Here is a 25,385-nt window from a genome sequence, read left to right on the forward strand (position 1 = left end):
ATCAAATGAAAACGTTAAAAAAGTCATTAATCGCTCTTGCGGCGGCGGGTCTATTCTCTTCTGTAGCACAAGCTGAGGCAGTAACGGTTTACGGTAAACTAAATGTCACTTTACAAGCATCTGAAGAAGCTGGCGAAAGCACTTCTGAAGTAAAAAGTAATGCTTCTCGCTTAGGTGTAAAAGGTGATTTAGACCTAGGCAATAACTTACAAGCTATTTACACTATTGAATATGAGGTAAAAACGGATTCAGGTGAATTTAAAGCTCGTAATCAGTTCGTTGGTTTAAAAGGTGGCTTTGGTCAAGTGACAGTTGGTCGTCAAGACACCATGCTGAAAATCTCACAAGGAAAAGTAGACCTATTTAATGACTTAGAAGGCGATATCAAGAACCTTCTAAAAGGTGAGAACCGTATGGGTCAGACCGCTGCTTATTTGTCTCCTAAAATTGCTGATGTCGCTACTCTTGGTTTAACATACGTAGCTAAAGCTGATAATGGTGATACCCTTGAAGATGGTGTTTCCGCAGCGGCAATGTTTGGGGATAAGAATCTTAAAAAATCAGCGTTCTATGCAGCCCTGGCAATGGATTCAAAAGTAAAAGGCTACGATGCAATTCGTGCCACAGGCCATGTGAAATTAGGTGACGCTAAATTAGGCGCTCTAGTGCAGAAGCAAACTAAAATAGCGAGTGATACCGAGCAGATGGCTTACTTAGTTTCTGGTAGCTACTCAATTACTAAAGCTGTGGCGCTAAAAACCCAATACCAGTTAACCACTGAAGACAACAAAGATGATAAGAAATCATTATCCGTTGGAGCTGATTACAAGCTAGGGTCTGCAACTAAGGCGTTTGCTTTCTACACTATGGGCGATCGCACCCACGAAGTTGATACGGTTGATGTATCTTTTGAAGACAAATGGTTTGGATTAGGTCTAGAGCACAAGTTCTAATAAACTATTATGGCAATAGCCAATAAAAAGGGCGCTCATTGAGCGCCCTTTTTGGTATTCGATAATAATCAAATAATTTTGATTATTCTTGATCTTCTAAAGTACCACAGAAGCGGTAACCTTCACCATGAATGGTCGCGATGATTTCAGGGGTATCTGCTGACATTTCAAAGTGCTTACGAATGCGACGAATCGTGACATCTACCGTACGGTCGTGTGGCTTAAGCTCACGTCCTGTCATCTTCATTAGCAGATCAGCACGGCCAAGGATTTTACCTGGGTTCTCAACGAAGTGCAGCATCGCGCGGAACTCTGAACGAGGCAGCTTGAATACTTCACCCTGTGGATTGATCAGTGAACGAGAGTTAATCTCTAATGACCAGCCATTGAAACGGTAGTATTCAATGTTGCTTTTATCTTCTTCACTTACTGCAGAAGTATTCACACGCTGTAGTAAGTTACGTGCACGAATCGTTAATTCACGAGGGTTGAATGGCTTAGTGATGTAGTCATCCGCACCAATTTCAAGACCTAGGATTTTATCGACTTCGTTATCACGACCTGTTAGGAAGATAAGGCCCATATTATTGTTTTCGCGCAGCTCACGCGCTAATAAAAGACCATTTTTACCAGGTAAGTTAATATCCATAACGACTAGATTAACTTTACTTTCAGAAAGTATACGATGCATCTCTTCACCGTCACTAGCTTCAGAAACTTGATATCCTTCAGCCTCAAAAATACTGCGTAGTGTGTTACGAGTTACTGCTTCATCTTCAACGATTAAAATGTGCTGATTGTGCATGTGATTACCTGATAAAAACCTATGTGATTAATAAGAAGTTTGATTATCTTTTTATATACGAGCAACAGTATAGTATATAAAAAAGTCTGGTTGCCGTGTTTTAAACCGTTCCTGACACCTAGGCAAATGGCCTAATCCACAATTAACTATTATTTATAGTCAATTATTGGGGCTCCGAAGTAAATATTCGCCGGAATCAGTAAAAAAACACACAAACTTCAAAAGTTAAGGGAATTGTAACTGATAGAAATTGTATTTAACAAATCTCAACTGTGAGATAGATCTATTTTTGACAACAAAACTGTTTGTTTTTTGTTACCCAATTGACCTGAGTGTAAAAAATGCTCAGTTTTAAGTGTTATCAATAGATAGAGAAAGGAATTAAAGTTTACTTTTTTTTATTATTGTTATTTTTTGTTAGAGCTTAGAACTTTAGTATTTTTGATGAAGCGCAAAGAAATGTTTGATTTTGTGAGCTAAGCATGAATAATTATCTTAAATATACAAAATCACTTATCGGAAGAGGCGCAATACTTAGGTAGTTCAGTTGAGAAGCCATTTTCAATGAAACTGAATCAGGGAAGTATTGCCGAGGTAGTAGTGTTAATGGCAGATACTATTATCGGTTGTAGAGGTTAATCTTTTTAGATGGACTGTAGGTTGATTCCTAGCAACTGTCAGCAATTTTTGTTGAAGCGCTTTCGTCTGTGGTGCTGTTGGAGCGCCACATTTGACTCCGATAATCATTTATGGAGTTTTCATGGAATTTTCTGTTGCTAAATTTGGTGGGACATCAGTTGCTGATTTCCAATCTATGTGTCGTTGTGCTGCAATTATTGAGGCGAACCCTCAAGTTGGCATTGTTGTTCTAAGCGCCTCCTCAGGGGTGACTAATCTATTAGTTAGCCTTGCTCAAGGAATTGCAAGCCAGCAATTACGCGAGCAGCAAATACAAACCATCGCCACTATCCAGTGGCAAATCTACAATAATCTTAAAGCGAATCCACAATTACAGCAACAGATCCAAACTAAGCTCGATGATATTGCCGAATTGTCGTTACGAGCTGCCACTCATGCAGCCCCAGATCTTACAGATAAAATTCTTGCTTGTGGTGAACAGTGTTCGACAATACTCTTTGCTGAGCTATTAAGGCAAAGAGGTAATAATGCCAATGCATTTAATGCTTGTGAAGTGATCGCTACCGATTCCAATCATGGTAATGCGAATGTTGAAATTAGCGCTATAAAACAAAATTTCACCCACAAGTGGGGGGCCTATAAGGGGCAACAAATTATTGTTACTCAAGGGTTTATTGGTGCTGATCAGCAGGGACAAATTACCACCTTAGGGCGGGGCGGTAGTGATTTTAGTGCGGCATTATTTGCAGAAGCTGCAGAGGCTAACAAATTGTATATTTGGACCGATGTGGCAGGAATATATACAACCGATCCGCGTATCGCAGCAAAAGCGCATCCAATTAGCGAAATCAGCTTTAATGAAGCGGCGGAAATGGCCACTTTCGGAGCAAAAGTATTACACCCCGCCACAATTTTACCAGCTGTTCGTAGTGGGACAGATGTGTTTGTTGGCAGTTCTAAAGCGCCAGAACAAGGTGGGACTTGGATCCGTGCTAATGTTGAATCTACGCCAACGTTTAGAGCGCTAGCGTTACGCAAGCAACAAACCCTATTAAATCTGCACTCTTTAAAAATGTTGCATGCCCAGGGTTTCTTAGCGGAAGTGTTTGCGACCCTTGCCCGACATAAAATTTCGGTAGATTTGATCACCACATCAGAAGTGAACGTTGCCCTAACCCTAGACCAAACCGGCTCTGATGCGGGCGGTCGCTCGTTGTTAACACCAGATTTGTTAGCTGAACTGGGTCAGGTGTGTGAAGTTACTGTTGAGCAAGAATTAGCGCTGGTGGCATTAATTGGTAATGATATTGCCACGACCCCAGGACTGATTGCGCGCGTGTTTGGTTTACTAGAAGAATTTAATATTCGCCTAGTATGCCAAGGTGCGAGCCCACATAATATATGCTTTTTAGTGGAAGAGCAGCACGCCCAAACCGTTATTCAAAAACTGCATCACAACTTATTTGAGTAACCGCTACTGACCCGCTTGTGGCTCTAGAAATGGGATCTCTGCGGTAAAGGTCAGTGGTTCCCCTGAGTAGGGCTGTTTAATGGTTAACTCGGCAGCATGTAATAATAGCCTTGGGGACATCTCCAGGGCTTTTTTATGGGCATAAAAGTCGTCCCCTAATATAGGGTGGCCTAAGGCCAGCATATGCACCCTCAACTGATGGGAGCGACCGCTAATCGGGGTAAGCTTTACCAAAGAGGAGTGCTCAGCTTCGCTTATTACCTCATAGTGGGTTAATGAAGGTTTGCCGGTTTCATGGCATACCATTTGTTTAGGGCGATTAGGCCAGTCACAAATCAGCGGCAAATCGATACTGCCTTGTTTGTGCTCTAGGTGGCCATAGACTCTTGCGTAATACACTTTTTTCGTCTCACGTTCCCTAAACTGTCGCTTTAATTCCGCTTCAGCTTTACGCCTTAATGCCAATACCATGACTCCAGAAGTAGCCCTATCTAAGCGGTGCACGATTTGGGCATTGGCATGCTTGGCTAATACCCGCGCATAAATAGAATCATGATGGGCAGGATCCCGCCCTGGAATAGATAAAATCCCTGAAGGCTTATTTAACACTATGATGTCTTTATCAATATACATTTGATCAAGCCAAGGCTCGGTGGGTGGGTTATAGATAAACTCTGTCATAGTGCTAGTAGGTTGTAATAAATGGAGAGTACCATAAAGATTAGCATTGCTGAGGGCAATCGCTTTGTTTGAAAAAGTTAAATTAAATTAATAACCGATTGATTTTTAGCCATCTATACGTCTACAATTGCGCTGTCATTAAATTGGTGCGACTTGTTGAAGTTGATAATCGGGAAGCTTGTGAGAATCAAGCACTGCCCCCGCAACGGTAATGGTTGAATGTTCATGTATGCCACTGGCATTAAGCTGGGAAGGGATGAACAGTAAGCAGCGCTTACAGCCTAAGTCCGGAGACCGGCCAGTTTGAGTATTGAGTGTTTCGAGGGCAAGACTCAATGGTGCATATGGGCACGACTATTGCTCCATTATTCCTTCAAGGAGAAAAGGAAAATGGGTACTAAAACTCAATTAGCGGCAGCCACTGCCATTATTTTATCCCAAAGCGCATTCAGTGCTGATATTGAAACCATTACTGTGGTGGGGCGCAGTGATAAATCCGTTCTAGATATTCCATCTAATATTCAAATCATTGATAAGCAGCTGATCCAAAACAGCGGTGCCACCGATGTGGTGAGCCTAGTGGCAAACCAAGCGGGCATTCAAATTAACGATAATAACACCTCAGCAAGTATCAGTATGCGTGGTTTTGGGGCCGATTCAGCAGCAAATAATACGTTAATATTGGTTGATGGTAGACGTTTAAATAACCAAGATATTTCAGCCCCCAATCTTAACCTGATAACCCTAGATAATGTTGAGCGAATAGAAATATTATCAGGGTCAGCGGGGGTGCTATATGGCGATCAGGCGGTAGCGGGGGTGATCAATATTATCACGGTTGATGGCTGGGATGATCACCTAGAAGTGAAGTTAGGCGGTGGCAGTTTTAACTCACAAAAATACGGCCTGGATGGCACTAAGAAGGTGTCTAATAACCTGAGTGTGAGTGTTTCATTGTTGCATGATCAAAGCGATAACTACCGTGCCCATAACAAGCATAAGCGCCGGCAGCTTGATGCCAGTGTCAATTATGATTCGGCAGCAGCCCATGGCTATTTCGGAATTAATCAGCAAAAGTTTGATAAACAGACGCCAGGCAAGCTGACTAAAACCGAGCTCGAACAAGATCCTACTCAGGTCAACCCCAGTTTCGTGAATGATTACCTTAACACGGTAGAGACTAACCTTCGCTTTGGTGGCGGCACTGAAATCTCTAAAGTTTGGCGTTGGGATGTACAGGGTAATTACCGTATTAATCAAGGGAAATCGGTGGCCTGGGGTGGAGCCGAGCAAACTACTGATAGAAACCTGCTAGAGCTTGCGCCTAAGTTTATTGCCAGCTTTAGCTCGGCAGAACTCATTACCGGTATTGATGTGAGTTATGGAGATTATCACTTCAAGGGGCTTAGTCGCCGTAATAAGCAAACCAAAATCGCGCCGTTTGTGCATTTTAAGCAGCCATTAATTGACACCTTAGATCTTAACTTGGGTGGCCGTTTTGCCTCGGTTAGCGATGATTTAACCGATGCCAATACTTATCCTGAGGGTAAAACCATTAGCAATACTGCTAACGCCTTCGAGCTTGGGTTAAACTATCGCCCAAGTAAAGCCCAAAGACTGTATGCTCGAATCGAGTCTAACTATCGCTTTGCTAAATTGGATGAACAAGCTTATACCTCCCCTGGTGTGGTGGGATTAAAGCCACAAACCGGTATTTCCTATGAGGCAGGCTGGGATCTTAATACACAGTCGCAGCAATTGAGCATCAATGCTTATAAGCTGGATTTAGAAAACGAGATCATTTATGACTCGAATGCCCCTAAGCCCGATGGTGGCCAGTTTAATGGCGCCAATGTTAATGCTGAAAGCTCAACTCGCTTAGGCATTGCCGCCAGCTGGCAATACCAGCTAAGTGATACCGTTAACTTTAATGCCAATTACAGTTATGTAGATGCCAAGTTCACTAAGGGAGCTAATACCGACAAGAAATTGCCTTGGGTAAGTCCACATACGGCTAAAGCGTCACTGAATTGGTTCATTAATGATGATATAACTTTATTTGCTGAACACCTATACACGGGGGAACGTCGCCTAGAAAGTGATTTTGCTAATGTGGGGGAAACATTGGCAAGTTATCAGCTAACTAACTTGGCCCTTAGTTATAAGCTAGATGCATTAAAACTTACCGCTAGAGTAGAAAACCTGTTTGATACTCAATATGTGTCATTTGCCACTTACAGCCCTTGGGGTAATGGTTACTATCCAGGCGTGGGCAGCAGCTTATGGGTTGAGGCGAGCTATCGCTTTTAGATCTACAGCTTGTAAGCTACATTGCTTTATTTCAAAGAAATTGAGCAATGTTATGGGCTTAATCGTATAATGATTGCAATTAATAAGCCGAATTAATACACTTCGGCTTTAGGCCCAGTAGTTTTTAAGGTTATTCATGAGTCATTCTGCCCTAGATGTAAAGGTTCGTACTCGAGTCCCATTCAATGTTGGCCGTCGCAGCGATATACCCGCTGAGATGGTGTCTTTCAGTGGCTTAAATTCGGGTGATGAACATGTGGCAGTAATTTTTGGTCATGCGGATCGTAAGCAGGTGACACCTCTGGTGCGTATACATTCTGAATGTTTAACGGGAGACGTATTCGGATCCTCTCGTTGTGACTGTGGAGAGCAGTTAAACGAAGCTATCGAAGATATGGGAAAAAATGGCGGTATTATTTTATATATGCGCCAAGAAGGACGTGGTATAGGCCTATACAACAAGCTTGATGCCTATGAATTACAGATCAAAGGCATCGATACCTATTCAGCAAATAACCAATTGGGTTTTGCTGATGATTTGAGAGACTTTGAAGAAGCAGCCTTAATGCTTAAAGCCCTTAATGTCTCTCAACTAAAGTTGTTAAGTAATAATCCTAAGAAAAAAGCAGCCCTTGAACTCCATGGTATTAAGGTGCCCGAAACTCAGAGTACCGGCGTTTACCAGAAAATTGATAACCATTATTACCTCAGAACCAAGGTTCTTAAAGGCAGTCATAAAATTGAAATTAAAGACTAACTTGCTAGGAAACTCAAAAAGGTCAGCAATCGCTGACCTTTTTTATTTAATCGATAATAAATTATTCAGCAATAAAAGCTTCAAGTGCTTCTTTGTTAATGATAGTAATCTGATAATTACTTTCTATTTCTATATGGCCCTCTGCTTTTAGTCGGCTGAAACCGCGACTGGCGGTTTCTAAAGACATACCAAGGTAATCGGCGATGTCTTGACGGCTCATCGGTAACATGAATTTAGTCGTACCACGGCCAAGTTTATTGATCATATCTAACAGGAAGTGAGCCAATCGCTGATGGGCACTCTTCTGCCCCATGATAAACAATTGATCTAAGATTAGAGACAAAATACGTCCAGTTTTTTGATGATATTTTTGAGCTACCGCTGGAAATTTATCGAAGATTGACTGCATGGTTTTATGATTAATTTTAATCGCTGTGCTGTTGGTTAACGCTTTAGCACTAAAACTATAATTTGAGTGTTCTGAGAGACCTAAAAGGTTACCTGTGTATAAAAAGGCAAATACTTGGCGCGAGCCCGCCGTCGTCGAGCGTTCTAGCATGGCTGCCCCTGAAATCAGGATGTAAACATAATCACTCTTATCATTTTCACGAAACAAGTATTGATTCGCATTGATACTGACTTCTTCTGCATGCTCACCTAATTCATTAAAAAACTCGTCTAACCCTTCAAGTTCACTATTATGATTAGCAAAACAGTGGTTTAAAGAAGTTTTGGTTGATACTTTGGTAATATCTAAGGTCATATCCGTTGTCCTACCGCAAATTATAATTTTTCTTTGGTTATAATTTTTAACATTTATTTAACCACTTTACCTATTTATCACCATGCTGGCAAATACCTTTTGATTTTGATCATTTGTATCTGCAGGCAGAAATTCCATGATGATATTCGCTATGTTATTAAAAGAGAAAATCATGACTGCTAGGCTGGCACAATTGGTCCAATATTGTGAGACCAAAACAATAAAGGCAACGGATAGGCAGCGTGCTTATTTGCACCTATTAGATTGGTTAGCATGTGTTGCTGTTGCCGCAGATTCTGAGCCAGCAAGGGCGTTTGGTGGAATTTTAACCGATGACGGTGACAGCTATGCGATTGCCAAGGGTAATTATGCTTTGGCCCAAGCGACTTTATATAATGGGGCTCTAGGAAATATTTTGGAGATGGATGATATTCATCGAAGTTCCATTTTACATCCCGGTCCAGTCATTATTGCGAGTGCATTTTCTTTGGCTATGGCAAAAAAGCATAGTTTGCAGTCTTTACTTGAAGCGATTGTTTATGGCTATGAAATCACCATCAGGGTAGGTATGGCTATTGGCGTAAGTCATTATCAAAAATACCATAATACCTCTACTTGTGGCGTTTTAGGGGCCGCCGCAGCCTGCGGAAAGTTGTTAGACTTAGATCAGCAGCAGTTGCTAAGTGCTATTGCTAATGCCGCTAGTAGTACAGGGGGATTGTGGCAAATGCGTCATGAAAATGTAATGACTAAACAATGGCATAATGCTCAAGCGGCACTAAATGGTCAGCTATGTGCTCAACTTGCCAAGACCGGAGTGACAGGGGTGAGCACTATTTTAGAGGGCCCCCAAGGCTTATTTGCGGCAACCTCTTCGGACAGCCAAATTGAAAATATTTTGGCGATTGATAGCAATTGGAAACTGCACGATTGCAGCTTTAAACCATGGCCGTCATGTCGCCATTGTCATCCTGCCATTGACGCTTTTATGCAGTTGCATCATCACCATTATGATTTTGATCGTATTGAAGTTGAAACCTATCAGGACGCGCTAACTTTCTGTGACCGGCCCATAGTGACAACTACCTTTGAGGCTAAATTCTCTATTCAATACTGCTTAGCGGCGTTAATGACATGGGGAGAGCTAAAGCTGCAACATTTTGAGTCAGCTATGATTGAATCTAAGCAACTGCAACCACTAATGAATAGCATAAGTATCCGTTTAGGTAAGTCTCAACAAGCTAGATACCCACAACATTACGGTGCCAAAATCAGTTTATATAAACAACAGCATGTCATTGCTCAATTAGACATTGTTGATACTTTGGGTGATCCTCAAAAACCGATGACGATGACTCAAATACAACATAAGGTTGGCCACTTAACCGCAGCAGCGGGTTGGCAAGGCATTAAGCCATTAGTGGATTTTGACTTAAATGAAACCGTTACCACTTGGGTTGAATTAATCAATCAAATTTCAACAAGGAAGTAATGATGCAGACCACTGAGCAGCTGGTTGACTATATCGAGCAACAAAGCTTTGAGACCTTAACTCCAGAGTGTGTCAGCGCCATTAAGGCGTTTACTCTTGATAGCGTCGGAGTAGGTCTGAGTGGCTCAAGAATGGCGATGCTAGCAGCGGTAACTGAGGTTACTTTGAGTTGGGGCGGTAACAGTGAAGATCAAGCTCAAGTTTGGGGCTCAGGTCAATGGTTACCGGTGCCATCCGCTGCTTTTATCAATGCTTATCAAATTCATAATCAAGAATGGGACTGCGTTCACGAACCTGCAGTGGTGCATCCTATGGCAACTATTTTAGCGGCACTACTTAGTTATGCTCAAGCCCATCAAGTAGAGCCCAAACCGTTAATGCTGGGATTAAGCATTGCCGTCGATATTGCCACCTTAATTGGCCGTTGTGCTACCTCGGGGTTGACCTTTTTCAGGCCATCGGTATGTGGTGCTCTTGGGGCAACTGCGGGGATCGCTAAAATGGCAGGTTTTAACCGTGAGCAAATAAAAGATGCTCTTGGGGTGGTGTATTCGCAAATAAGCGGCACCATGCAAGCCCATGTGGAAGGTTCAATGATGCTGGCTTTGCAAATCGCCACTAATGCCCGCTCAGCTGTTGTGGCGATAGATATGGTTAAAGCTGGAATTAGTGGACCTCATGATATTTTAACGGGGGAATTTGGTTTTTTTCGACTGTTTGAAGAGGGGCATGACTTAGCGCCGTTATCCCAGCTTGGCAAAGAATATCAAATGCCATTGGTTAGCCATAAACCTTTTCCCAGTGGCCGCGCGAGTCATGGTACGGTTGATGCTTTGCAAAGATTGCAGCAACAACATGGGTTTAGTGCTGATGAGGTTGAACATATTCATGTACAAGGTACGCCACTGATCAACCGTTTAGTGGGGCGCCCCATTAAGGATAATATGGATGTGGGGTATGCCAAACTGTGTAATGGCTATATTGCCGCCTGTACTTTGCTTAATGGCAATGTGGATGTGAGTGATTTCGACCAAGATAAACTATCTTGTAAAACTCGTTTGGCATTAGGCCGAAAAGTGACCACCTCATTAAATGACTGCGATGATGTTAATGCCCTTGCACCGGTTACGGTAACTGTGACGCTGACTAATGGCGACACCCTAGTGCAGCATCTGACCAAGGTTTTAGGGCATCCTGAATCACCCTTAGATTTGCCGGCTCAACTGGATAAATTTAGCCGTGCCTGTGCCAGTGCCAGCAAGCCGCTGAATAAACAACAGTCAGATGAATTAGCACAACTCATTTTACAACTAGAACAGCAACCCAGCCTAGCGCCAATGCTAGCGTTGATGACCCATACTCAAGGATAGAAAATGAACCAGCCTAGCTATTATGATCGTGTTGACCCGAAAGCATTAATGGCCGACTACCCGTTAGGTGATGATCTTCTGAGGACGTTTGTAGGCATGTCGAGGGATGAACTAAAGCGACTACAGAACCAACGCTTTATGACAGTGGTTAAACGTGCTTGGCAAATTCCTTTTTATCAACGGATTTGGGGCGAGGCCGGGGTAACAGCTGCAGATATTCAGTCGCTCGCGGATATTGAAAAACTGCCTATTATTTCAAAATCAGACATTATGGACAGTGTTGAGCGTTTTCCGCCAATTGGTGATTTTCATGGTTTAGAAGAGAACGATCCAGCAAACCGCAGCCCGATTATTTTCCATACCACATCGGGCACTACCGGCACACCACAACCATTGATTTTTGGCCCTAAAAGCCGAGAAGTGCAAGCGATATTAGCTGCCCGTGGCTTTAGATTGATGGGGCTAAAACCAGCATCAGTGGTTCAGTCATGCTATGGCCATGGCATGATTAATGGTGGTCATTATATCCGTGAGGCCTTTACTCATTACACCAATGCCATGTTTTTGTCGGCGGGTACCGGGGTGGAAACCCCATCGGTCAAACAGGTCGGTTTAATGAAGGCCTTTGGCACCAATGTGTTAGTAGGGTTTGTTGATTATATTAAGCGATTGGCGGATGTCGCGCGAGCAGAAGGCTTAGAACCGGGTAAAGACATTAACATTGATAGGATTATTGGTCACTTTGGAATGGAAAGTCGAGAAACCATTGCACAGGCTTGGGGGGCAAAAGAGCTATTTGACTGGTATGGCGTAGGGGACACGGGTGCCATTGCCGCAGAAGGGCCAGATCATGACGGCATGCACGTTTGGGAAGATGCCCATATTCTAGAGCTATTAGATGTCGACACCAATGAACCTGTGGCCCAAGGTGAAACCGGCAATATGGTAGTGACCTGTATTTATAAGGACGATGTTTACCCGCTTATTCGTTTTAACACCCATGATATTACCCAAGAAGTGACTGGTGAAAACCAGCTTGGTTTGCCATTTAAGCGTATTCGCGGCTTTATGGGACGCTCTGATAACATGGTGAAACTGCGTGGTATTAATATTTATCCGCAGGGTGTTGGCCCTATGGTTGAAGAAGAAAGCGACTTTTTAGGTGAGTTTATTTGTAAAGCAGTACGTGACGCCAACGGCCGTGATGAAATGACGGTTTACCTAGAAGTGGCAGAAGCGTCGAAAACCGCAGCAAGACAAACCGCATTCGCCGATATCTTAAGCCGTAAAATTGGTATTAATGTGGGGGTAGAGCTGGTATCTGAGGGCGAGCTTACACCGCTGACACAGGTGGATGTTCGTCAAAAACCGATTCGTTTATTGGATGAGCGTTAATGCAAAACATCATTGCCAAAGATTTAACCGAGCTGCTTAGTTTGGTTGAATCGAAACAACTGACTACCTCGCAGGTAAATCACGCTTTTCGTGAGCGTATTACTGCTGTAAACCCGAGTGTTAACGCCGTATTAAGCCAAGTTGAGGATGAACAGCATATTGGTATTGGCATTAAAGATAATATCAATGTCGCAGGAGCAGTTACTACCGTTGGTATGGCGGGTTATCGGGATAACCTTGTCAGCGATGATGCCTTTGTGATCAAGCAACTAAAGGCTAAGGGCATTGGTGTTAATGCCAAGCTTAATATGCATGAGGGTGCCTTGGGGGCGTCCAACCATAATGTTCATTATGGCCATTGTCACAACCCCTGGCAGCTTGGCTTTACCCCAGGTGGCTCATCCGGTGGCAGCGCTGCGGCCGTTGCGGCGCAAATGGCCCCGGCGGCATTGGGCTCTGACACCATGGGCTCGGTGCGTATTCCGGCCAGTTATTGTGGTTTATTCGGTTACAAGCCAAGTCGTGGGCTTATATCAAATGGCGGCAGTGTACCGTGTTTACCTGAGCTTGATAGCATAGGTCCTATCACTAAAAGCGCCCGAGATCTTACGTTATTGGCAAGCAGTATGTGGGGCTTCGATAAGAACCAAGGGGACAGTGTTAACCTACCTTTAAGGCCTAATCTTTATCGTGGTGCCAAGTTAGTGGTGCCAAGTAACCTAGAACAACTGGTCGATGATAAAACCATTATTGAAGACTTTAATGCCAATATTAAAGTGTTCAAAGAACTGGGTTGTGATCTGATTTATAAAGACTTTTCAGGGGTAAACTTTGGTGCCAACCGCCGTGCAGGGTTAATTCTGTGTGAGTTTAATATGCTACTAACCCACCAAGCCTTATGGCAAAACAACAAAGCCAGCTTTTCCGATGATTTGCGCGCATTACTTGAGTTTGGCGAAACTAAAAATGGGGTTTCAGCTGTCAAAGCCATGCGTCAACTTGAGCAGGTTAATGTGCATGTAAATCAGTGGTTAGAGGGCGCTGATATGTTATTGCTGCCGACCACCCCGCAAAGGGCGTTCAGTCTTGATGGTGAGGTACCCGCAGGGCAAGCGGATCTGACCTCAATGGCCAATATTTGTGGCTTACCTGCGGTATCCATGCCGATGATAACCGAGCATCTACCTGTGGGTATGCAGTTAATTGGCCGTATCGGCAGTGATCGCCAATTATTAACCTTAACCGAGCAGTGGCAGCAGCAATCGGGTTTTACATTTAAGCCGCCAACATTATAAGGAAAACATTATGGCAGGGCCATTAACAGGGATAAAAGTCGTTGATTTAAGCCGCATTTTAGCGGGCCCTTGGGCTACCCAGGTGTTAGCGGATTTTGGCGCTGAAGTAATTAAAATTGAGCGACCACAGCTGGGGGATGATACTCGCCGCTGGGGGCCACCGTACTTTAAAAATGAGCAAACGGGGGCTGAGATTTCGGCTTACTTTTTAGCGGCTAACCGTGGTAAGTCCTCGGTAGAGCTTGACTTTACCAACGATGCAGGTAAACAAGTGTTGTTTGAGTTACTGAACGGTGCCGACATTTTAGTAGAAAACTATAAAGTAGGTGGGCTAAAAAAATACGGCCTTGATTACGACTCATTAAAGCAACAATTCCCAAGTTTAATTTATTGTTCTATTACCGGTTTTGGACAAACTGGTCCTGATGCTGCGCAGGCAGGGTATGATGCCATGATCCAAGCCCGTGGTGGCTTAATGAGTATTACTGGCAGTCCACAAACCGGCCCACAAAAGGTAGGGGTGGCGGTGACCGATTTAATGACCGGCATGTACGCCGCGACAGCCATTATAGCGGCGCTGCACCATAAAACCCAAACCGGCCAAGGCCAGCAAATTGATTTAGCATTGTTAGATTGTCAGGCGGCAATGTTAGCTAACCAAGGATCTAACTATTTGGTCTCTGGGAATGCCCCTAAACCTATGGGCAATAGTCACCCCAATATTGTGCCTTATCAAAGCTTTGCGGTGAAAAATGGCCATATTCTGTTAGCCGTAGGCAATGACGCTCAGTTTGGCCGCTGTTGTGAGGTCATGGGCTTAGACAGTCTGGCCCAGCACCCAGATTATGTGACTAACGATAAGCGGGTGGCGAATCGCGACCGCTTAATCGCCATTATGCAGCCACAGTTTTTAAGCAAAAACTTAGATCAATGGTTAACGGATTTAAGCCAGAACGATGTGCCTTGCGGCCCCATTAATACCCTTGATAGGGTGTTTAGTGATAAGCAATTGCAGTCGCGCAGTATGCTGTTAGAACTTGAGCATGCCGAGCTAGGTAAGGTGCCATTAGTGGCCAACCCAGTTAAATTTTCGGGCACACCACTTGAGTACCCTAAAGCCCCGCCAATGCTTGGGGAAGATAACGGGCTAATTAGCAATTAGCACGATACTTGACACCTACTGCTCACAGAACGCCACTTTGTGGCTACAGCTGAAGGCGAAGGTCAAACGCCTAAAGTCGAACGCATATAAGCTTTCGACTTTGTACGTTCGACTTTCTTCATTCTTTTTTCCTGCATTCTCGAAGGCGCAGCCGCCCTCGAAACGAATCGCCCTCTAGAGCTTTGCTCTAGCTAAGAAAATCCAATTCCGGCCCTACTGGCACCACACCGGTTGGGTTGATCATGGTGTGGGATTGGTAGTAGTGCTTCTTAATATGTTCCATATTAATGGTGCGGGCTATCTCTGGCATAGCGTATAAGCGTTTTACAAAGGCCGATAGCCCTGGGTAATCGGCAATGCGCTTTAAATTACACTTAAAGTGGCCCACATACACGGCATCAAAGCGAACCAAGGTGGTAAACAATCTGATATCGGCCTCGGTTAACTGGTTGCCTACTAGATAGTCCTGATTAGCCAATATGCCCTCTAACCAATCTAAAGATGCAAATAGTGGTTTAAGAGCTTCTTCATAGGCCCCTTGGCTGGTGGCAAAGCCACAACGATAGACACCGTTATTGACCGTGTTATACACGCGTTCGTTAATGGCATCGATCTCCGTTTGCAGCGCTTGGGGGTAATAATTCCCTGCTTTAGCACCAATATCATCAAAGGCGGTGTTGAGCATTCGGATGATTTCAGAAGACTCATTAGAGACAATTTGCCCAGTGTGCTTATCCCACAATACCGGCACCGTCACTCGCCCAGAATACTGATTATCATGGGCGGTATAGATCTGGTGCATAAATTTAGCGTTATGGATGGGGTCGCCAATCACACCTTCACCCTCGGCGAACGTCCAGCCATTTTCCTGCATTAACCAGTGCACCACCGAGACACTAATATAATCTTCTAAGCCCTTCAGACTGCGCATAATCATGGTACGGTTGGCCCAAGGGCAGGCATGGGATATATACAGATGATAGCGGCCTTTTTCCGCCTGAAAACCCGCTTTGCCTGAAGGTCCGGCAGTGCCATCTTTAGTGATCCAGTTGCGTAGCTGGGCTTCGCTTCTTACAAAGCGCCCTTTACTCGCTTTGGTGTCGTACCACTTATCGACCCAATTGCCTTCTACTAATAATCCCATACCTTATTCCTTAAAATTTACCGTTTTGATAGTCTTCAAATGCTTGATATAGCTCTTGCTTGGTGTTCATCACAAATGGGCCATGACGAGCAATCGGTTCATTAATGGCTTCAGCGCTAACCACTAATAGCTGAGTATCAGTTGCTGCGGTAATTGCTAATTCACCTGTACCCTGCAGTCGCCCTAACTGATAGGGGCGTACCACAGCGCCTGCAATATTGGCTTCGCCTTCTATTACGTAAACAAAGCCACCATGACTGTCGGGTAAATCAATATTGATGCTGCTAGCGCCTTTAATACTGATGTCCATAAAGTGTGGATCTTGGTAGCCGCTGATTTTACCTGTGTAACCATTTTGCTTACCGGCGATTAGCTTAATGGTATTGCCACTGTCATCTTCGATTACTGGAAAATCGGCACTCTTCACTTCTTGGTAGCCAGGTGTACTCATTTTTAAATGACTAGGTAAGTTTAGCCAAAGCTGGAAGCCTTTCATTAGGCCATCACGTTGCTCAGGCATTTCCGAGTGAATGATGCCACGACCGGCGTTCATCCACTGCACATCGCCCGCTTCAATTAGGCCTTCGTTACCTTGGTTATCTTGGTGGCGCATACGTCCTGCCAACATATAGGTTACTGTTTGAAAGCCCCTGTGTGGGTGCGATGGAAAACCGCCAATATAGTCATCAGGGTTAGTGGTTTCAAAGCAGTCCAACATTAAAAATGGGTTAACCACATCTAATTCTGGGGTGCCAATAATTCGGGTGAGTTTTACGCCCGCCCCATCTGATGTGGGGCGACCCGCGGCAATTTTATCTATACTACGCATCGCATTATCCTCTTTAATTGTTTCGACTTTTAGCCTATTTACGGTTGTCTAGTGAATAATGACCACCGCCATTAATCACTAGTAATAACATACCACCGGCAATAGCAAAGTTTTTCATTAACATGGTCATTTCCATTTGATTGCTAGGATCGAAGTGAAATAGCAAGCCAGATAGTGCTGAAAAGCCACCTAATAAGAAAGCATTGATACGGGTTTTAAAGCCGATAATCACCAATAAACCCGATAGTGCTTCTACCAAAATAACTAGGGGTAACAGTCCACCTGGTACGCCCATGGCCTCCATATAACCGGCGGTGCCTTCGTAGTTACCAATCTTAGAGAGACCGGCCATTAAGAAGATTGAACCTAGTAGGAAACGGGCTAGTGGGCTGGCTAATTGTTGTAGTTTGTTCATTGTCTTATCCTCAAAGTAAATGATTGAAATCAGTGTTTGGTTTAACTTGAGTTGATAATATCTTAGTAATTACTTGCAATAAACCCGCAATAATGCAAATAATTGTCCTATTAAAGTGAACAAAGGTTTAAGTGAATGTCACAGTTAGAACAAATGCAGGTGTTTATCAGAATTGTAGAAGCGGGCAGTATTTCAGAAGCGGCGAAACAACTGGGGGTGATGAAATCACTTGTCAGTCGCCGTTTAAGTGGCCTAGAACAAAGGCTAGGGGTGAGTTTATTAACCCGCACCACCCGCAGTATGAAACTGACGGAAGCGGGTAAAGAGTTTTACCAACGCTCGAGCGGCATTTTGGCAGAACTGGATGAGTTAGAATCGAGCGTGTCGGGTAATGCCCAGCAATTAAAAGGCACCCTCAATATTGCTGCGCCCATTTCCTATGGTATGACTAAGTTGGTGGATGTTATTGATGGCTTTACTGAGGCCAACCCACAATTAAAGCTGAATCTTAGTTTTTCAGATTCCCGCCAGCAATTAATTGAAGAGGGATTAGATGCAGCCATTCGTATTGGGACATTAACTGACTCCAATTTAAGGGCGCGCAAGCTTGGGGTGGCCCGTTCAGTATTTTGTTGTGCGCCAAGTTATCTAGAGCAAGTCGGGCCGATTAAGACCCATAAGGATATGCAGAATAAGCAGTTTATCCACTATTCTAACCAAGCATTCACTAAGCATGTTTTGCAAACCCCTGACAAACAACAGGTAGAGCTGCATTACAGCCCTAGTTTACAGGCGAACAACGGCGATTTTTTAGTGGAAATGTGCAAAAGGGGCAAGGGCATAAGTCGCTTACCGGATTTTATTGCCGATAAAGGCATTGAATCAGGCGAGTTAGTCCAGTTGCTGCCTGATTACCCTTGTGCTGTTAGTGATATCTATGTCGTTTACCCTGACCAAAAATTTACCTCGAAACGATTACGCGCCTTTATTGATTATATGGTTGATAATTACCAATAAAGTCAATCTAAGCGCGCACTGCTTTAATTAGTTTATTTCCAGCATCAAAGCATCCTTGGCCGGTAAGGTTAGTTTGCCCTTAGTGAAATCAAACGGCTTAGCGCTGATAATATCTATAGCGCTTTGCTTATCGCCAATAATTTCATAGAAACGGCTTAAATCCAGTTCGGTTGCTTGCTCATTTTTATTGAATATCGACATCACTGTGGTGTGTTGATCTTGCCTGAACATTACATAGATTTCGTTCTGCGGAGCAAAATGGTAAAGCTTACCGTTTTGCAGTGCAGGAGTGCTGGTGCGATAGTGGTTTAAGGTTTTAATCAGGGTTTTGGCTTGATTTTGCTTAGCTGTTAACCCCTCGCCAGTAAAAGCATTTTGTTTATGCTCAGGCCACCCCCCTGGCATATCAATTCGAAGGCCGCCATGGTCATGGGGATTCTCTGGGTAAGCTAAATTGATCTCAGTACCATAGTAGACCTGTGGGATCCCCCTTAGGGTATACAGGTAAACCATGGCCATTTTAAACAGGCCATCATCGCCCTTTAGCTGATCATAAATTCTTGGCATATCATGGTTATCCATAAAGGTAACCAAATTAAAGGGATCAGGATACAGAAAATCATTGGCCAGCATTTCATAGCTGCCATCAAAGCTTGAGCCCCAAGCCGGTTTTGGCTTATTTAACGCCTCAATAAAGGCTTGCTGGTTGGGGAAATCCATTACTGAGGGAAAGTGAGATTCAAAACCATCTAGATTATGTTTGCCCCTTTGCCAGCGCGAGGTAATCGCAGGATTTACTGACCACTCTTCCCCTACCAGATTAAAATTAGGGTACTCGGCCATAATGCGTTTCGACCATTCATTCATAAACTTAGGATCTGGGTAGGATAGGGTGTCTTGACGAATACCTTGAATGCCTGAGTATTCAATCCACCAGATGGAATTTTGAATGAGGTAATTGGCTAAAAATGGATTCTGTTGATTAAGGTCTGGCATGCGTTCAACAAACCAGCCGTCACTAAAGGCGCGCTTCTCTGACGCTGTGGTGTAAGGATCAGCCAGTACGGTGCGTTTATGGTTAGTAATGGGTTTATTGGCTTTATCACTATGGTGATACCAATCTGGGCTAGGTAAATCGTTGCTCCACCAATGGTTTTTACCGGCATGGTTGGCCACCTGATCCATAATCACTTTGATGCCTTTTTGTTTGGCGTGCCAGACTAGCGAGTGATAATCACGATTATGGCCATAGCGGGGATCGATTTTGTAATAATCGGTAATGGCGTAACCGTGGTAGGAGTAGTTAACCTGATTACTCTCAAGCATTGGGCAAATCCAGATAGCGCTAAAGCCCATCTTTTTGATGTAATCTAAGTTATCGATGATCCCTTGAATATCGCCACCGTGGCGCATGCCTAGCTCAGTAATATCGGTATCTGGGTGCATCCCTTCGATATGATCATTACTGGCATCACCATTGGCAAATCTATCTGGAGTGATAAGGTAAATGACATCGCTGTTATTAAAACCAACCCGCTTGGCAGAATCTGGTTGTCGCTTTCGCAAATGGTAACGGTAATGTTTATCTGGAAGAGTATCGTGGCTAAAATACATCGTAGATTCGCCGGTGTCAGCATCTGGCTTTATCAGTAAATCTAAGAATAAATAGTTGGGGTTGTCGACCCGATGAACCGCGACTAATTCAAGCTTACTCTGCTCAACTTTAACCTGATATTGGCCAATATTATCGCCGTGAATCATAAGTTGCAGTTTAGGGCTTTGCATACCCACCCACCAGTATTGAGGCTCTACTCTAAGGCCATCACTACCAGCCCATAAGTTAATGCTGAAAAGGGCTAAGATAATGGTAATAAAACGCATATTCATTCCTTTGTAAAAAGCCCAGTCAATTGACTGGGCTAGTGGTTAATTTTGTTGATAAGCCTTGGCGACTTCCTCACTGATGATTTGAATGCCTTTTTGCATCATGTCATCGTCTTGCACATAGTTCATGCGTAAACACTGGTGCGAGTGGCGAGTATTTTGCTGGCCAATAAAGAAATATTCTCCGGGGACAATTAATACGCCGCGCTGTTTTAGCCTTTGATACAGGGTTTCGGTGCTAATTGGTAGTTCATCAAACCATAACCACAGGAACATGGCTCCCTCAGGCTTATGTACCCTAAAGCGAGGATCGTCAATGGCGGCAAACAATAGCTCCATGGCTCGCTGGGATTTTTGCTGATAAAAAGGCTTGATTACATCGTTACTTAGACGCAATAGATCACCCTGTTCAATCATGTATTTTGCCATGGTTGGGCCGACACCGCTTGGCGCTAAAGAGATAATACCATTTAAATTCGTCAACGCCGAGGTAATGGCTTCATTGGCAACCACAATGCCGCAGCGCAGGCCTGGCAAACCCAGTTTCGACAGACTCATACATAAAATAGTGTTGTCATTAAAGTGGGGCTGTACTTCTTCAAAAATAATATTTGGGAACGGCGTGCCGTAGGCATTATCAATGATCAGCGGGATGTTGTTCTCTTTAGCTAGCTTATCTAACTTTTGAATCTCTTCATCGGTTAACACATTGCCGGTTGGATTGGTCGGTCTGGAGACACAAATCGCGCCAATAGACTCATCAATTTCTAGCTTGGAAAAATCGACATGATATTTAAATTGACGGTTGTCTAGTAGTTCAATTTCTGCAGGGTAGGATTTAAAAATATCATCATCTAGCCCAGCATCACCATAACCTATGTACTCTGGAGCTAATGGCAATAGAATTTTTTTATGGCTGCCATCGGGTTGTTTACCTGCTAAGAGGTTAAACAGATAGAAAAAACCACTTTGGCTGCCATTGGTTAGCGAGATATTCTTTTCGCTGATATCCCAGCCATAAGTGTCTTTAAGTAAAGTGGCTAAAGCACTAATAAACGCATCTTTACCCTGGGGCGAGTCATAATTGGCCATCGCCTTAACTAACTCACCATTTTTCAGCAATTGTTGGCTGGCCTCGGAAAAATAATCCAGCATGGCTGGAATTGGGGCAGGGTTACCACCACCTAACATGATGGCGCCAGGGGTTTGTAGGCCATCATTTAGATCGTCCATTAATTGGGTTATTCCCGAATAACGGTTAAATTTTTCTCCAAAGCTAGAAAACTGCATGGTAACTACTTGTCCTTTTTGACTCGGTGTTGCTTGATTTGCTCGGTAATATTTTTGGCAATCTTATTGGGTATAGGGAAGCTTAAATGGTATTGGGCGATCTTCCAACCTTTTGTTGTTTTAATTATGGTTCCTGTGCCACGGCTGAGGCCATAGGTATCGTTCTCAAGTAATTCATCAAAGGTGATGGTGTCATTAAAGCGATTAAGAGTTCGGTCTAACACGCGATATTTCCAACCTTGAGTCTTTCGTGAGAAAACTTCAAACTCCTGTTTAGTCCAATGTTCTGTCGCATCAGTACCTAAAAATATGCCGTCTTTATCGAACAAATTAAAATAGCTGTTCCATTGGGCATTGGCAGCACTGATGTGGAGCTGGTCTAGAATTTGCTCAGGAGTATCAGCTTGAGTCAATGTACTATACAATAACATCAGCAAAAAGATTGCTTTATTCGTTAACAGTTTCATAGTCTTAATCCTTGATAATTATAGTTTTTATTTTTACTTATTATGTGAACATGATGGCTAACTTGTAAAGTATAAAAACGATTTATGAGCCGCTATTAGAACTTATTGAAGATGAAGCTAAGTTGAACAATAAATATTTAAAAGAGTTAAAAATGTCACAACTAGGTCCAGTTCATGCCCCTATTTGCTTTTATTTACCTAGCAAACCGATTGGCCATTATGAGGGATTATCACAGCCTTTATTGTCTGAGCAATTAATTCAAAATGGTGGTAATCACTGGCGTAAAATTTTAACCATAGCGGCTAAGTTGTGTGCTCCCAATGAAAACTGGAAAGATTACAGAGATAACTTTTTGTTCACGAGCAATGAGCAAATGCGATTTGCTTCAGAAAAGTTAACTAATGCTGCAAGTTTGCACTTCGTTTGTGGGCAACAGAGTTATCAAAAATTAAATATAAGGCAAACCCCTAACAAGACTTCAAGCCCGAAAGTACACTATTTAGCGAATGTGATCGTGTTGCCTTATCTAGATTACCGACAGTTCCCAAATAAAGATATTGAAATCGCTAGAAAAATGATACAAAACTTCAACATTTAGCTTTTTTTTAGAATAATCTAGCAACCTTTAGTGTGTTTTTTGAACAGTTGGTGTGGTTTGTAGTGTTATGTGCTAATTGTGACTGGTATCTCAAATTTTACTCATGTACGATTGCTGCGACTTGGGCTGTATCGCTACGACTATAGGTCGTCCGTTAATTTTTTACCCAGTAATGAATTAGTAGATCACGTTAATCAACAGGTTGATGACAGCGTGGATCTCTCACTCGCAAGATGCGGGGCTCTCATCTACTGCAGCCTTCCAAATTAAGAGATCAAACAAGGTAAATTAAATGTCTAACACGACACCTTCAGCTTTCGAGCGCCTTTTTAAACTGTCTGAACATGGTTCGTCAATTCGTCAAGAAGTGATGGCAGGTATCACTACCTTCCTAACCATGGCCTACATTATTTTTGTTAACCCAGCGATGCTGGCCGACGCCGGTATGGATCAAGGTGCAGTATTTGTTGCGACCTGTCTTGCTGCAGCAATTGGCTGTTTTATTATGGGTTTTGTTGCGAATTACCCAATTGCGATGGCACCAGGCATGGGTCTAAATGCCTTCTTTGCTTATGTGGTTGTTGGCAGCATGGGCTATGATTGGCAAACAGCATTGGCTGCGGTATTCCTATCGGGTATCGCTTTTATGATTTTATCGCTGGTTAAAATTCGTGAGTGGATTGTTAACTCGATTCCGATGTCACTACGCCTAGGTATTGGCGCAGGTATTGGTTTATTCCTAGCGGTTATCGGTCTTAAAAATTCGGGCCTTTTGGTTTCTAACCCGGCAACTATTGTTGGCATGGGCGATCTAACTTCATGGCCAGTGGTGATGGCGGCTTTAGGGTTCTTCCTAATTATAGGCTTGGTTAACCGTGGTATTAAAGGCGCGGTAATTATTTCAATTCTAGCGGTAACTGCAATTTCAGTGATTGCGGGTCAGCAAAACTATGGCGGTATGGTTTCTATGCCACCATCAATTGCACCGACCTTTATGCAATTGGATTTTGCTGCAGCGCTAGAAGTAAGTATGATCAGTGTGGTGTTTGCTTTCTTATTTGTGGATCTATTTGACACCTCTGGCACCCTAGTTGCGGTTGCACAACGTGGTAACCTGCTTGATAAAGACGGTAAACTGCCTCGCATCAAAAAAGCGCTTATGGCTGACTCTACAGCAACAGTTGCTGGGTCTATGCTAGGTACATCTACTACCACTTCATACATTGAAAGTGGTGCTGGTGTTGCCGAGGGTGGTCGTACTGGTCTAACTGCGGTAACGGTTGGTGTGTTGTTTTTAGTCGCTTTATTCTTTGCTCCACTGGCCGGTACTATTCCAGCCTATGCAACAGCAGGTGCACTCTTCTACGTTGCTATTTTAATGATGAGCAGCCTAAAAGATGTAGATTGGAAAGATATAACTGAAGCGGCACCAGTTGGTGTAGTTTGTTTATTAACTCCCTTTACTTTCTCTATCGCTAGCGGTATTGGCCTTGGCTTTATTGCTTACGCTATGATTAAACTACTAAGCGGTAAAACTAAAGATCTAAATTTAGGTGTCGTTGTCATTGCGCTGGCATTTGCTGCTAAATTTATCTGGGGCTAATCGCTAGCGAAATACGGAATACAGAATACCTACTACCGTGTACGGAAGATCTGTAATCTACAATCTGTGCTCTGTTTTCTAATTTAAGGGTTGCTTCATAGCAGCCCTTTTTATTATCGTTCGATTTTCGACCTTAAACTTCCGACCTTCCTTCATTTCAGTTACACTGCAGTAAAACCATTTCAGAGAATTATAATGCAGGGACATCTGTCTAAAATGCGCGCTCAGCTGGCTGAGCAGGTGCAATATCAATTGCCTGTGGGCGATCAAGTTATCGACTTAAATCCATATATTGGCAAACAAATTACCCTAACCCATACGGGCAATATTAACTGCTGTAACTGTGGTAAAAAGACCAAGAAAAGTTATTCCCAAGGTTTCTGTTATCCTTGTATGCAGAAGCTCGCCCAGTGCGACATGTGCATTATGAAGCCTGAAACTTGTCATTATGATAAAGGCACCTGTCGAGAGCCGCAGTGGGGTGAAAGTCACTGTATGGTGCCCCATTATGTCTATCTTTCTAATACCTCTGGTTTGAAAGTGGGCATTACCCGCGCGACCCAAATTCCAACCCGCTGGATTGACCAAGGGGCGACCCAAGGTTTGACCATAATTAAAGTTAAAAGCCGGCTAATTTCAGGCTTGGTAGAAGTCGCCCTAGGGGAATACATTAATGACAAAACCAATTGGCGTGCCATGTTAAAGGGTAATAACCAAGACATGGATCTCAAAGCCATCGCTGCTGAATTATTACCTAAGATTGAGCAGACGCTCAGCCACCTTAAGCTGACCCATGGGGAAGATGCTTACGAGGTGCTAGACAGTGACATTCAAACCATTGACTACCCGGTACTGCAGTGGCCGACTAAGATTGCTTCGCACAACTTTGATAAGAACCCTGAAGTCACAGGGACGTTGCTAGGCATTAAAGGTCAATACCTTATCTTTGATACTGGGGTGATTAATATTCGTAAGTTTGGTTCGTATGAGATTACTGTTTCTGAGCCAGAGGCGAGCTTGATTTAACGACTAAAAAGGAGGCGA

At 43.4% G+C, this 25,385-nt stretch carries 22 protein-coding genes and 2 riboswitches; of the genes, 13 read left to right on the plus strand and 9 right to left on the minus strand.

The window, feature by feature from the left end:
- Positions 1-5: 5 nt before the first annotated feature.
- Positions 6-953, plus strand: coding sequence for a porin (locus GFB48_RS02040; protein ID WP_163930636.1), 948 nt, complete (start codon positions 6-8; stop codon positions 951-953).
- Between the two features lie 82 nt (positions 954-1,035).
- On the opposite strand, the gene arcA is transcribed toward GFB48_RS02040, so the two are convergent.
- Entirely contained in the window at positions 1,036-1,758 is a 723-nt protein-coding gene (gene arcA / locus GFB48_RS02045) for a two-component system response regulator ArcA (protein ID WP_163930638.1), read from the minus strand.
- Between the two features lie 512 nt (positions 1,759-2,270).
- Positions 2,271-2,467: riboswitch (Lysine riboswitch) on the plus strand.
- A 51-nt stretch (positions 2,468-2,518) separates the two neighbouring features.
- Here arcA and lysC point away from each other — a divergent pair.
- Positions 2,519-3,868 carry a lysine-sensitive aspartokinase 3 gene (gene lysC, locus GFB48_RS02050; RefSeq protein ID WP_163930639.1) on the plus strand — a complete coding sequence of 450 codons (1,350 nt, stop codon included), beginning with the start codon at positions 2,519-2,521 and terminating at the stop codon, positions 3,866-3,868.
- Between the two features lie 3 nt (positions 3,869-3,871).
- Here lysC and rluA read toward each other — a convergent pair whose 3' ends face one another.
- Positions 3,872-4,549: a bifunctional tRNA pseudouridine(32) synthase/23S rRNA pseudouridine(746) synthase RluA gene (gene rluA / locus GFB48_RS02055; protein ID WP_163930641.1), complete on the minus strand. Its 678-nt coding sequence runs from the start codon at positions 4,547-4,549 to the stop codon at positions 3,872-3,874.
- A 127-nt stretch (positions 4,550-4,676) separates the two neighbouring features.
- A riboswitch (cobalamin riboswitch) is annotated at positions 4,677-4,867 on the plus strand.
- Between the two features lie 72 nt (positions 4,868-4,939).
- Between rluA and GFB48_RS02060 the strand changes: the two genes are divergently transcribed.
- Together GFB48_RS02060 and ribA are read left to right on the plus strand one after the other, a co-directional pair.
- Positions 4,940-6,859 carry a TonB-dependent receptor gene (locus GFB48_RS02060; RefSeq protein ID WP_163930643.1) on the plus strand — a complete coding sequence of 640 codons (1,920 nt, stop codon included), beginning with the start codon at positions 4,940-4,942 and terminating at the stop codon, positions 6,857-6,859.
- A gap of 136 nt (positions 6,860-6,995) precedes the next feature.
- Entirely contained in the window at positions 6,996-7,616 is a 621-nt protein-coding gene (ribA, locus tag GFB48_RS02065; protein WP_163930645.1) for a GTP cyclohydrolase II, read from the plus strand.
- A 61-nt stretch (positions 7,617-7,677) separates the two neighbouring features.
- Here the strand turns inward: ribA and GFB48_RS02070 are convergent, their stop codons facing one another.
- Positions 7,678-8,379, minus strand: a complete 702-nt coding sequence (locus tag GFB48_RS02070; protein ID WP_163930648.1) for a Crp/Fnr family transcriptional regulator — start codon at positions 8,377-8,379, stop codon at positions 7,678-7,680.
- A gap of 136 nt (positions 8,380-8,515) precedes the next feature.
- On the opposite strand from GFB48_RS02070, the gene GFB48_RS02075 reads away from it, so the two are divergent.
- Genes GFB48_RS02075 through GFB48_RS02095 form a run of 5 tightly spaced genes read left to right on the plus strand, consistent with a single transcriptional unit; the run spans position 8,516 to position 15,093 of the window.
- Entirely contained in the window at positions 8,516-9,871 is a 1,356-nt protein-coding gene (locus GFB48_RS02075; RefSeq protein ID WP_163930650.1) for an MmgE/PrpD family protein, read from the plus strand.
- Positions 9,871-11,241 carry an MmgE/PrpD family protein gene (locus tag GFB48_RS02080; protein WP_163930652.1) on the plus strand — a complete coding sequence of 457 codons (1,371 nt, stop codon included), beginning with the start codon at positions 9,871-9,873 and terminating at the stop codon, positions 11,239-11,241. Before GFB48_RS02075 ends, GFB48_RS02080 begins: the two co-directional genes overlap by 1 nt.
- 3 nt (positions 11,242-11,244) lie before the next feature.
- On the plus strand, positions 11,245-12,636 hold the full coding sequence (locus GFB48_RS02085; protein WP_163930654.1) for a phenylacetate--CoA ligase family protein: 1,392 nt from the start codon (positions 11,245-11,247) through the stop codon (positions 12,634-12,636).
- Complete coding sequence (locus GFB48_RS02090; protein ID WP_163930656.1) at positions 12,636-13,931, plus strand: amidase; 1,296 nt, start codon at positions 12,636-12,638, stop codon at positions 13,929-13,931. The genes GFB48_RS02085 and GFB48_RS02090 overlap by 1 nt, the downstream gene beginning before the upstream one ends.
- Before the next feature lie 10 nt (positions 13,932-13,941).
- Positions 13,942-15,093, plus strand: coding sequence for a CaiB/BaiF CoA-transferase family protein (locus GFB48_RS02095; RefSeq protein WP_163930658.1), 1,152 nt, complete (start codon positions 13,942-13,944; stop codon positions 15,091-15,093).
- 187 nt (positions 15,094-15,280) lie between these two features.
- Here GFB48_RS02095 and GFB48_RS02100 read toward each other — a convergent pair whose 3' ends face one another.
- The 3 genes from GFB48_RS02100 to GFB48_RS02110 are packed head-to-tail and all read right to left on the minus strand — an operon-like array spanning position 15,281 to position 17,481.
- Positions 15,281-16,237: a glutathione S-transferase family protein gene (locus tag GFB48_RS02100; protein WP_163930660.1), complete on the minus strand. Its 957-nt coding sequence runs from the start codon at positions 16,235-16,237 to the stop codon at positions 15,281-15,283.
- 10 nt (positions 16,238-16,247) lie between these two features.
- The gene (locus tag GFB48_RS02105) at positions 16,248-17,066 is read right to left on the minus strand and encodes a pirin family protein (protein WP_163930662.1); all 819 of its coding nucleotides are present in this window, start codon (positions 17,064-17,066) and stop codon (positions 16,248-16,250) included.
- A gap of 34 nt (positions 17,067-17,100) precedes the next feature.
- On the minus strand, positions 17,101-17,481 hold the full coding sequence (locus tag GFB48_RS02110) for a DoxX family protein (protein WP_163930663.1): 381 nt from the start codon (positions 17,479-17,481) through the stop codon (positions 17,101-17,103).
- Between the two features lie 135 nt (positions 17,482-17,616).
- Here GFB48_RS02110 and GFB48_RS02115 point away from each other — a divergent pair, with 135 nt between their 5' ends.
- On the plus strand, positions 17,617-18,498 hold the full coding sequence (locus tag GFB48_RS02115) for a LysR family transcriptional regulator (protein ID WP_163930665.1): 882 nt from the start codon (positions 17,617-17,619) through the stop codon (positions 18,496-18,498).
- Between the two features lie 27 nt (positions 18,499-18,525).
- Here GFB48_RS02115 and GFB48_RS02120 read toward each other — a convergent pair whose 3' ends face one another.
- The 3 genes from GFB48_RS02120 to GFB48_RS02130 are packed head-to-tail and all read right to left on the minus strand — an operon-like array spanning position 18,526 to position 22,139.
- The gene (locus GFB48_RS02120) at positions 18,526-20,379 is read right to left on the minus strand and encodes a glycoside hydrolase family 13 protein (protein WP_163930667.1); all 1,854 of its coding nucleotides are present in this window, start codon (positions 20,377-20,379) and stop codon (positions 18,526-18,528) included.
- Between the two features lie 45 nt (positions 20,380-20,424).
- Positions 20,425-21,672 carry a valine--pyruvate transaminase gene (locus tag GFB48_RS02125; protein WP_163930669.1) on the minus strand — a complete coding sequence of 416 codons (1,248 nt, stop codon included), beginning with the start codon at positions 21,670-21,672 and terminating at the stop codon, positions 20,425-20,427.
- Positions 21,673-21,677: 5 nt separating this feature from the next.
- Complete coding sequence (locus tag GFB48_RS02130; protein WP_163930671.1) at positions 21,678-22,139, minus strand: nuclear transport factor 2 family protein; 462 nt, start codon at positions 22,137-22,139, stop codon at positions 21,678-21,680.
- Positions 22,140-22,291: 152 nt separating this feature from the next.
- Between GFB48_RS02130 and GFB48_RS02135 the strand changes: the two genes are divergently transcribed.
- The 3 genes from GFB48_RS02135 to GFB48_RS02145 all read left to right on the plus strand — a co-directional run bounded on the left by GFB48_RS02135 (position 22,292) and on the right by GFB48_RS02145 (position 25,367).
- Positions 22,292-22,738: a hypothetical protein gene (locus GFB48_RS02135; protein WP_163930673.1), complete on the plus strand. Its 447-nt coding sequence runs from the start codon at positions 22,292-22,294 to the stop codon at positions 22,736-22,738.
- A gap of 292 nt (positions 22,739-23,030) precedes the next feature.
- Positions 23,031-24,341: an NCS2 family permease gene (locus tag GFB48_RS02140; protein ID WP_163930675.1), complete on the plus strand. Its 1,311-nt coding sequence runs from the start codon at positions 23,031-23,033 to the stop codon at positions 24,339-24,341.
- Between the two features lie 195 nt (positions 24,342-24,536).
- Positions 24,537-25,367, plus strand: a complete 831-nt coding sequence (locus tag GFB48_RS02145; protein ID WP_163930677.1) for a DUF2797 domain-containing protein — start codon at positions 24,537-24,539, stop codon at positions 25,365-25,367.
- The last annotated feature ends 18 nt before the right edge of the window (positions 25,368-25,385 follow it).

The organism is Paraferrimonas sp. SM1919 (assembly GCF_010993985.1).
Lineage (GTDB): Bacteria > Pseudomonadota > Gammaproteobacteria > Enterobacterales > Shewanellaceae > SM1919.

What these genes read in the sequence shown, in the direction of transcription:
- GFB48_RS02040 (WP_163930636.1), top strand. Translation starts at nt 6, where the DNA reads ATGAAAACGTTAAAAAAGTCATTAATCGCTCTTGCGGCGGCGGGTCTA.
- arcA (WP_163930638.1), bottom strand. Translation starts at nt 1,758, where the DNA reads ATGCACAATCAGCACATTTTAATCGTTGAAGATGAAGCAGTAACTCGT.
- lysC (WP_163930639.1), top strand. Translation starts at nt 2,519, where the DNA reads ATGGAATTTTCTGTTGCTAAATTTGGTGGGACATCAGTTGCTGATTTC.
- rluA (WP_163930641.1), bottom strand. Translation starts at nt 4,549, where the DNA reads ATGACAGAGTTTATCTATAACCCACCCACCGAGCCTTGGCTTGATCAA.
- GFB48_RS02060 (WP_163930643.1), top strand. Translation starts at nt 4,940, where the DNA reads ATGGGTACTAAAACTCAATTAGCGGCAGCCACTGCCATTATTTTATCC.
- ribA (WP_163930645.1), top strand. Translation starts at nt 6,996, where the DNA reads ATGAGTCATTCTGCCCTAGATGTAAAGGTTCGTACTCGAGTCCCATTC.
- GFB48_RS02070 (WP_163930648.1), bottom strand. Translation starts at nt 8,379, where the DNA reads ATGACCTTAGATATTACCAAAGTATCAACCAAAACTTCTTTAAACCAC.
- GFB48_RS02075 (WP_163930650.1), top strand. Translation starts at nt 8,516, where the DNA reads ATGATGATATTCGCTATGTTATTAAAAGAGAAAATCATGACTGCTAGG.
- GFB48_RS02080 (WP_163930652.1), top strand. Translation starts at nt 9,871, where the DNA reads ATGATGCAGACCACTGAGCAGCTGGTTGACTATATCGAGCAACAAAGC.
- GFB48_RS02085 (WP_163930654.1), top strand. Translation starts at nt 11,245, where the DNA reads ATGAACCAGCCTAGCTATTATGATCGTGTTGACCCGAAAGCATTAATG.
- GFB48_RS02090 (WP_163930656.1), top strand. Translation starts at nt 12,636, where the DNA reads ATGCAAAACATCATTGCCAAAGATTTAACCGAGCTGCTTAGTTTGGTT.
- GFB48_RS02095 (WP_163930658.1), top strand. Translation starts at nt 13,942, where the DNA reads ATGGCAGGGCCATTAACAGGGATAAAAGTCGTTGATTTAAGCCGCATT.
- GFB48_RS02100 (WP_163930660.1), bottom strand. Translation starts at nt 16,237, where the DNA reads ATGGGATTATTAGTAGAAGGCAATTGGGTCGATAAGTGGTACGACACC.
- GFB48_RS02105 (WP_163930662.1), bottom strand. Translation starts at nt 17,066, where the DNA reads ATGCGTAGTATAGATAAAATTGCCGCGGGTCGCCCCACATCAGATGGG.
- GFB48_RS02110 (WP_163930663.1), bottom strand. Translation starts at nt 17,481, where the DNA reads ATGAACAAACTACAACAATTAGCCAGCCCACTAGCCCGTTTCCTACTA.
- GFB48_RS02115 (WP_163930665.1), top strand. Translation starts at nt 17,617, where the DNA reads ATGTCACAGTTAGAACAAATGCAGGTGTTTATCAGAATTGTAGAAGCG.
- GFB48_RS02120 (WP_163930667.1), bottom strand. Translation starts at nt 20,379, where the DNA reads ATGCGTTTTATTACCATTATCTTAGCCCTTTTCAGCATTAACTTATGG.
- GFB48_RS02125 (WP_163930669.1), bottom strand. Translation starts at nt 21,672, where the DNA reads ATGCAGTTTTCTAGCTTTGGAGAAAAATTTAACCGTTATTCGGGAATA.
- GFB48_RS02130 (WP_163930671.1), bottom strand. Translation starts at nt 22,139, where the DNA reads ATGAAACTGTTAACGAATAAAGCAATCTTTTTGCTGATGTTATTGTAT.
- GFB48_RS02135 (WP_163930673.1), top strand. Translation starts at nt 22,292, where the DNA reads ATGTCACAACTAGGTCCAGTTCATGCCCCTATTTGCTTTTATTTACCT.
- GFB48_RS02140 (WP_163930675.1), top strand. Translation starts at nt 23,031, where the DNA reads ATGTCTAACACGACACCTTCAGCTTTCGAGCGCCTTTTTAAACTGTCT.
- GFB48_RS02145 (WP_163930677.1), top strand. Translation starts at nt 24,537, where the DNA reads ATGCAGGGACATCTGTCTAAAATGCGCGCTCAGCTGGCTGAGCAGGTG.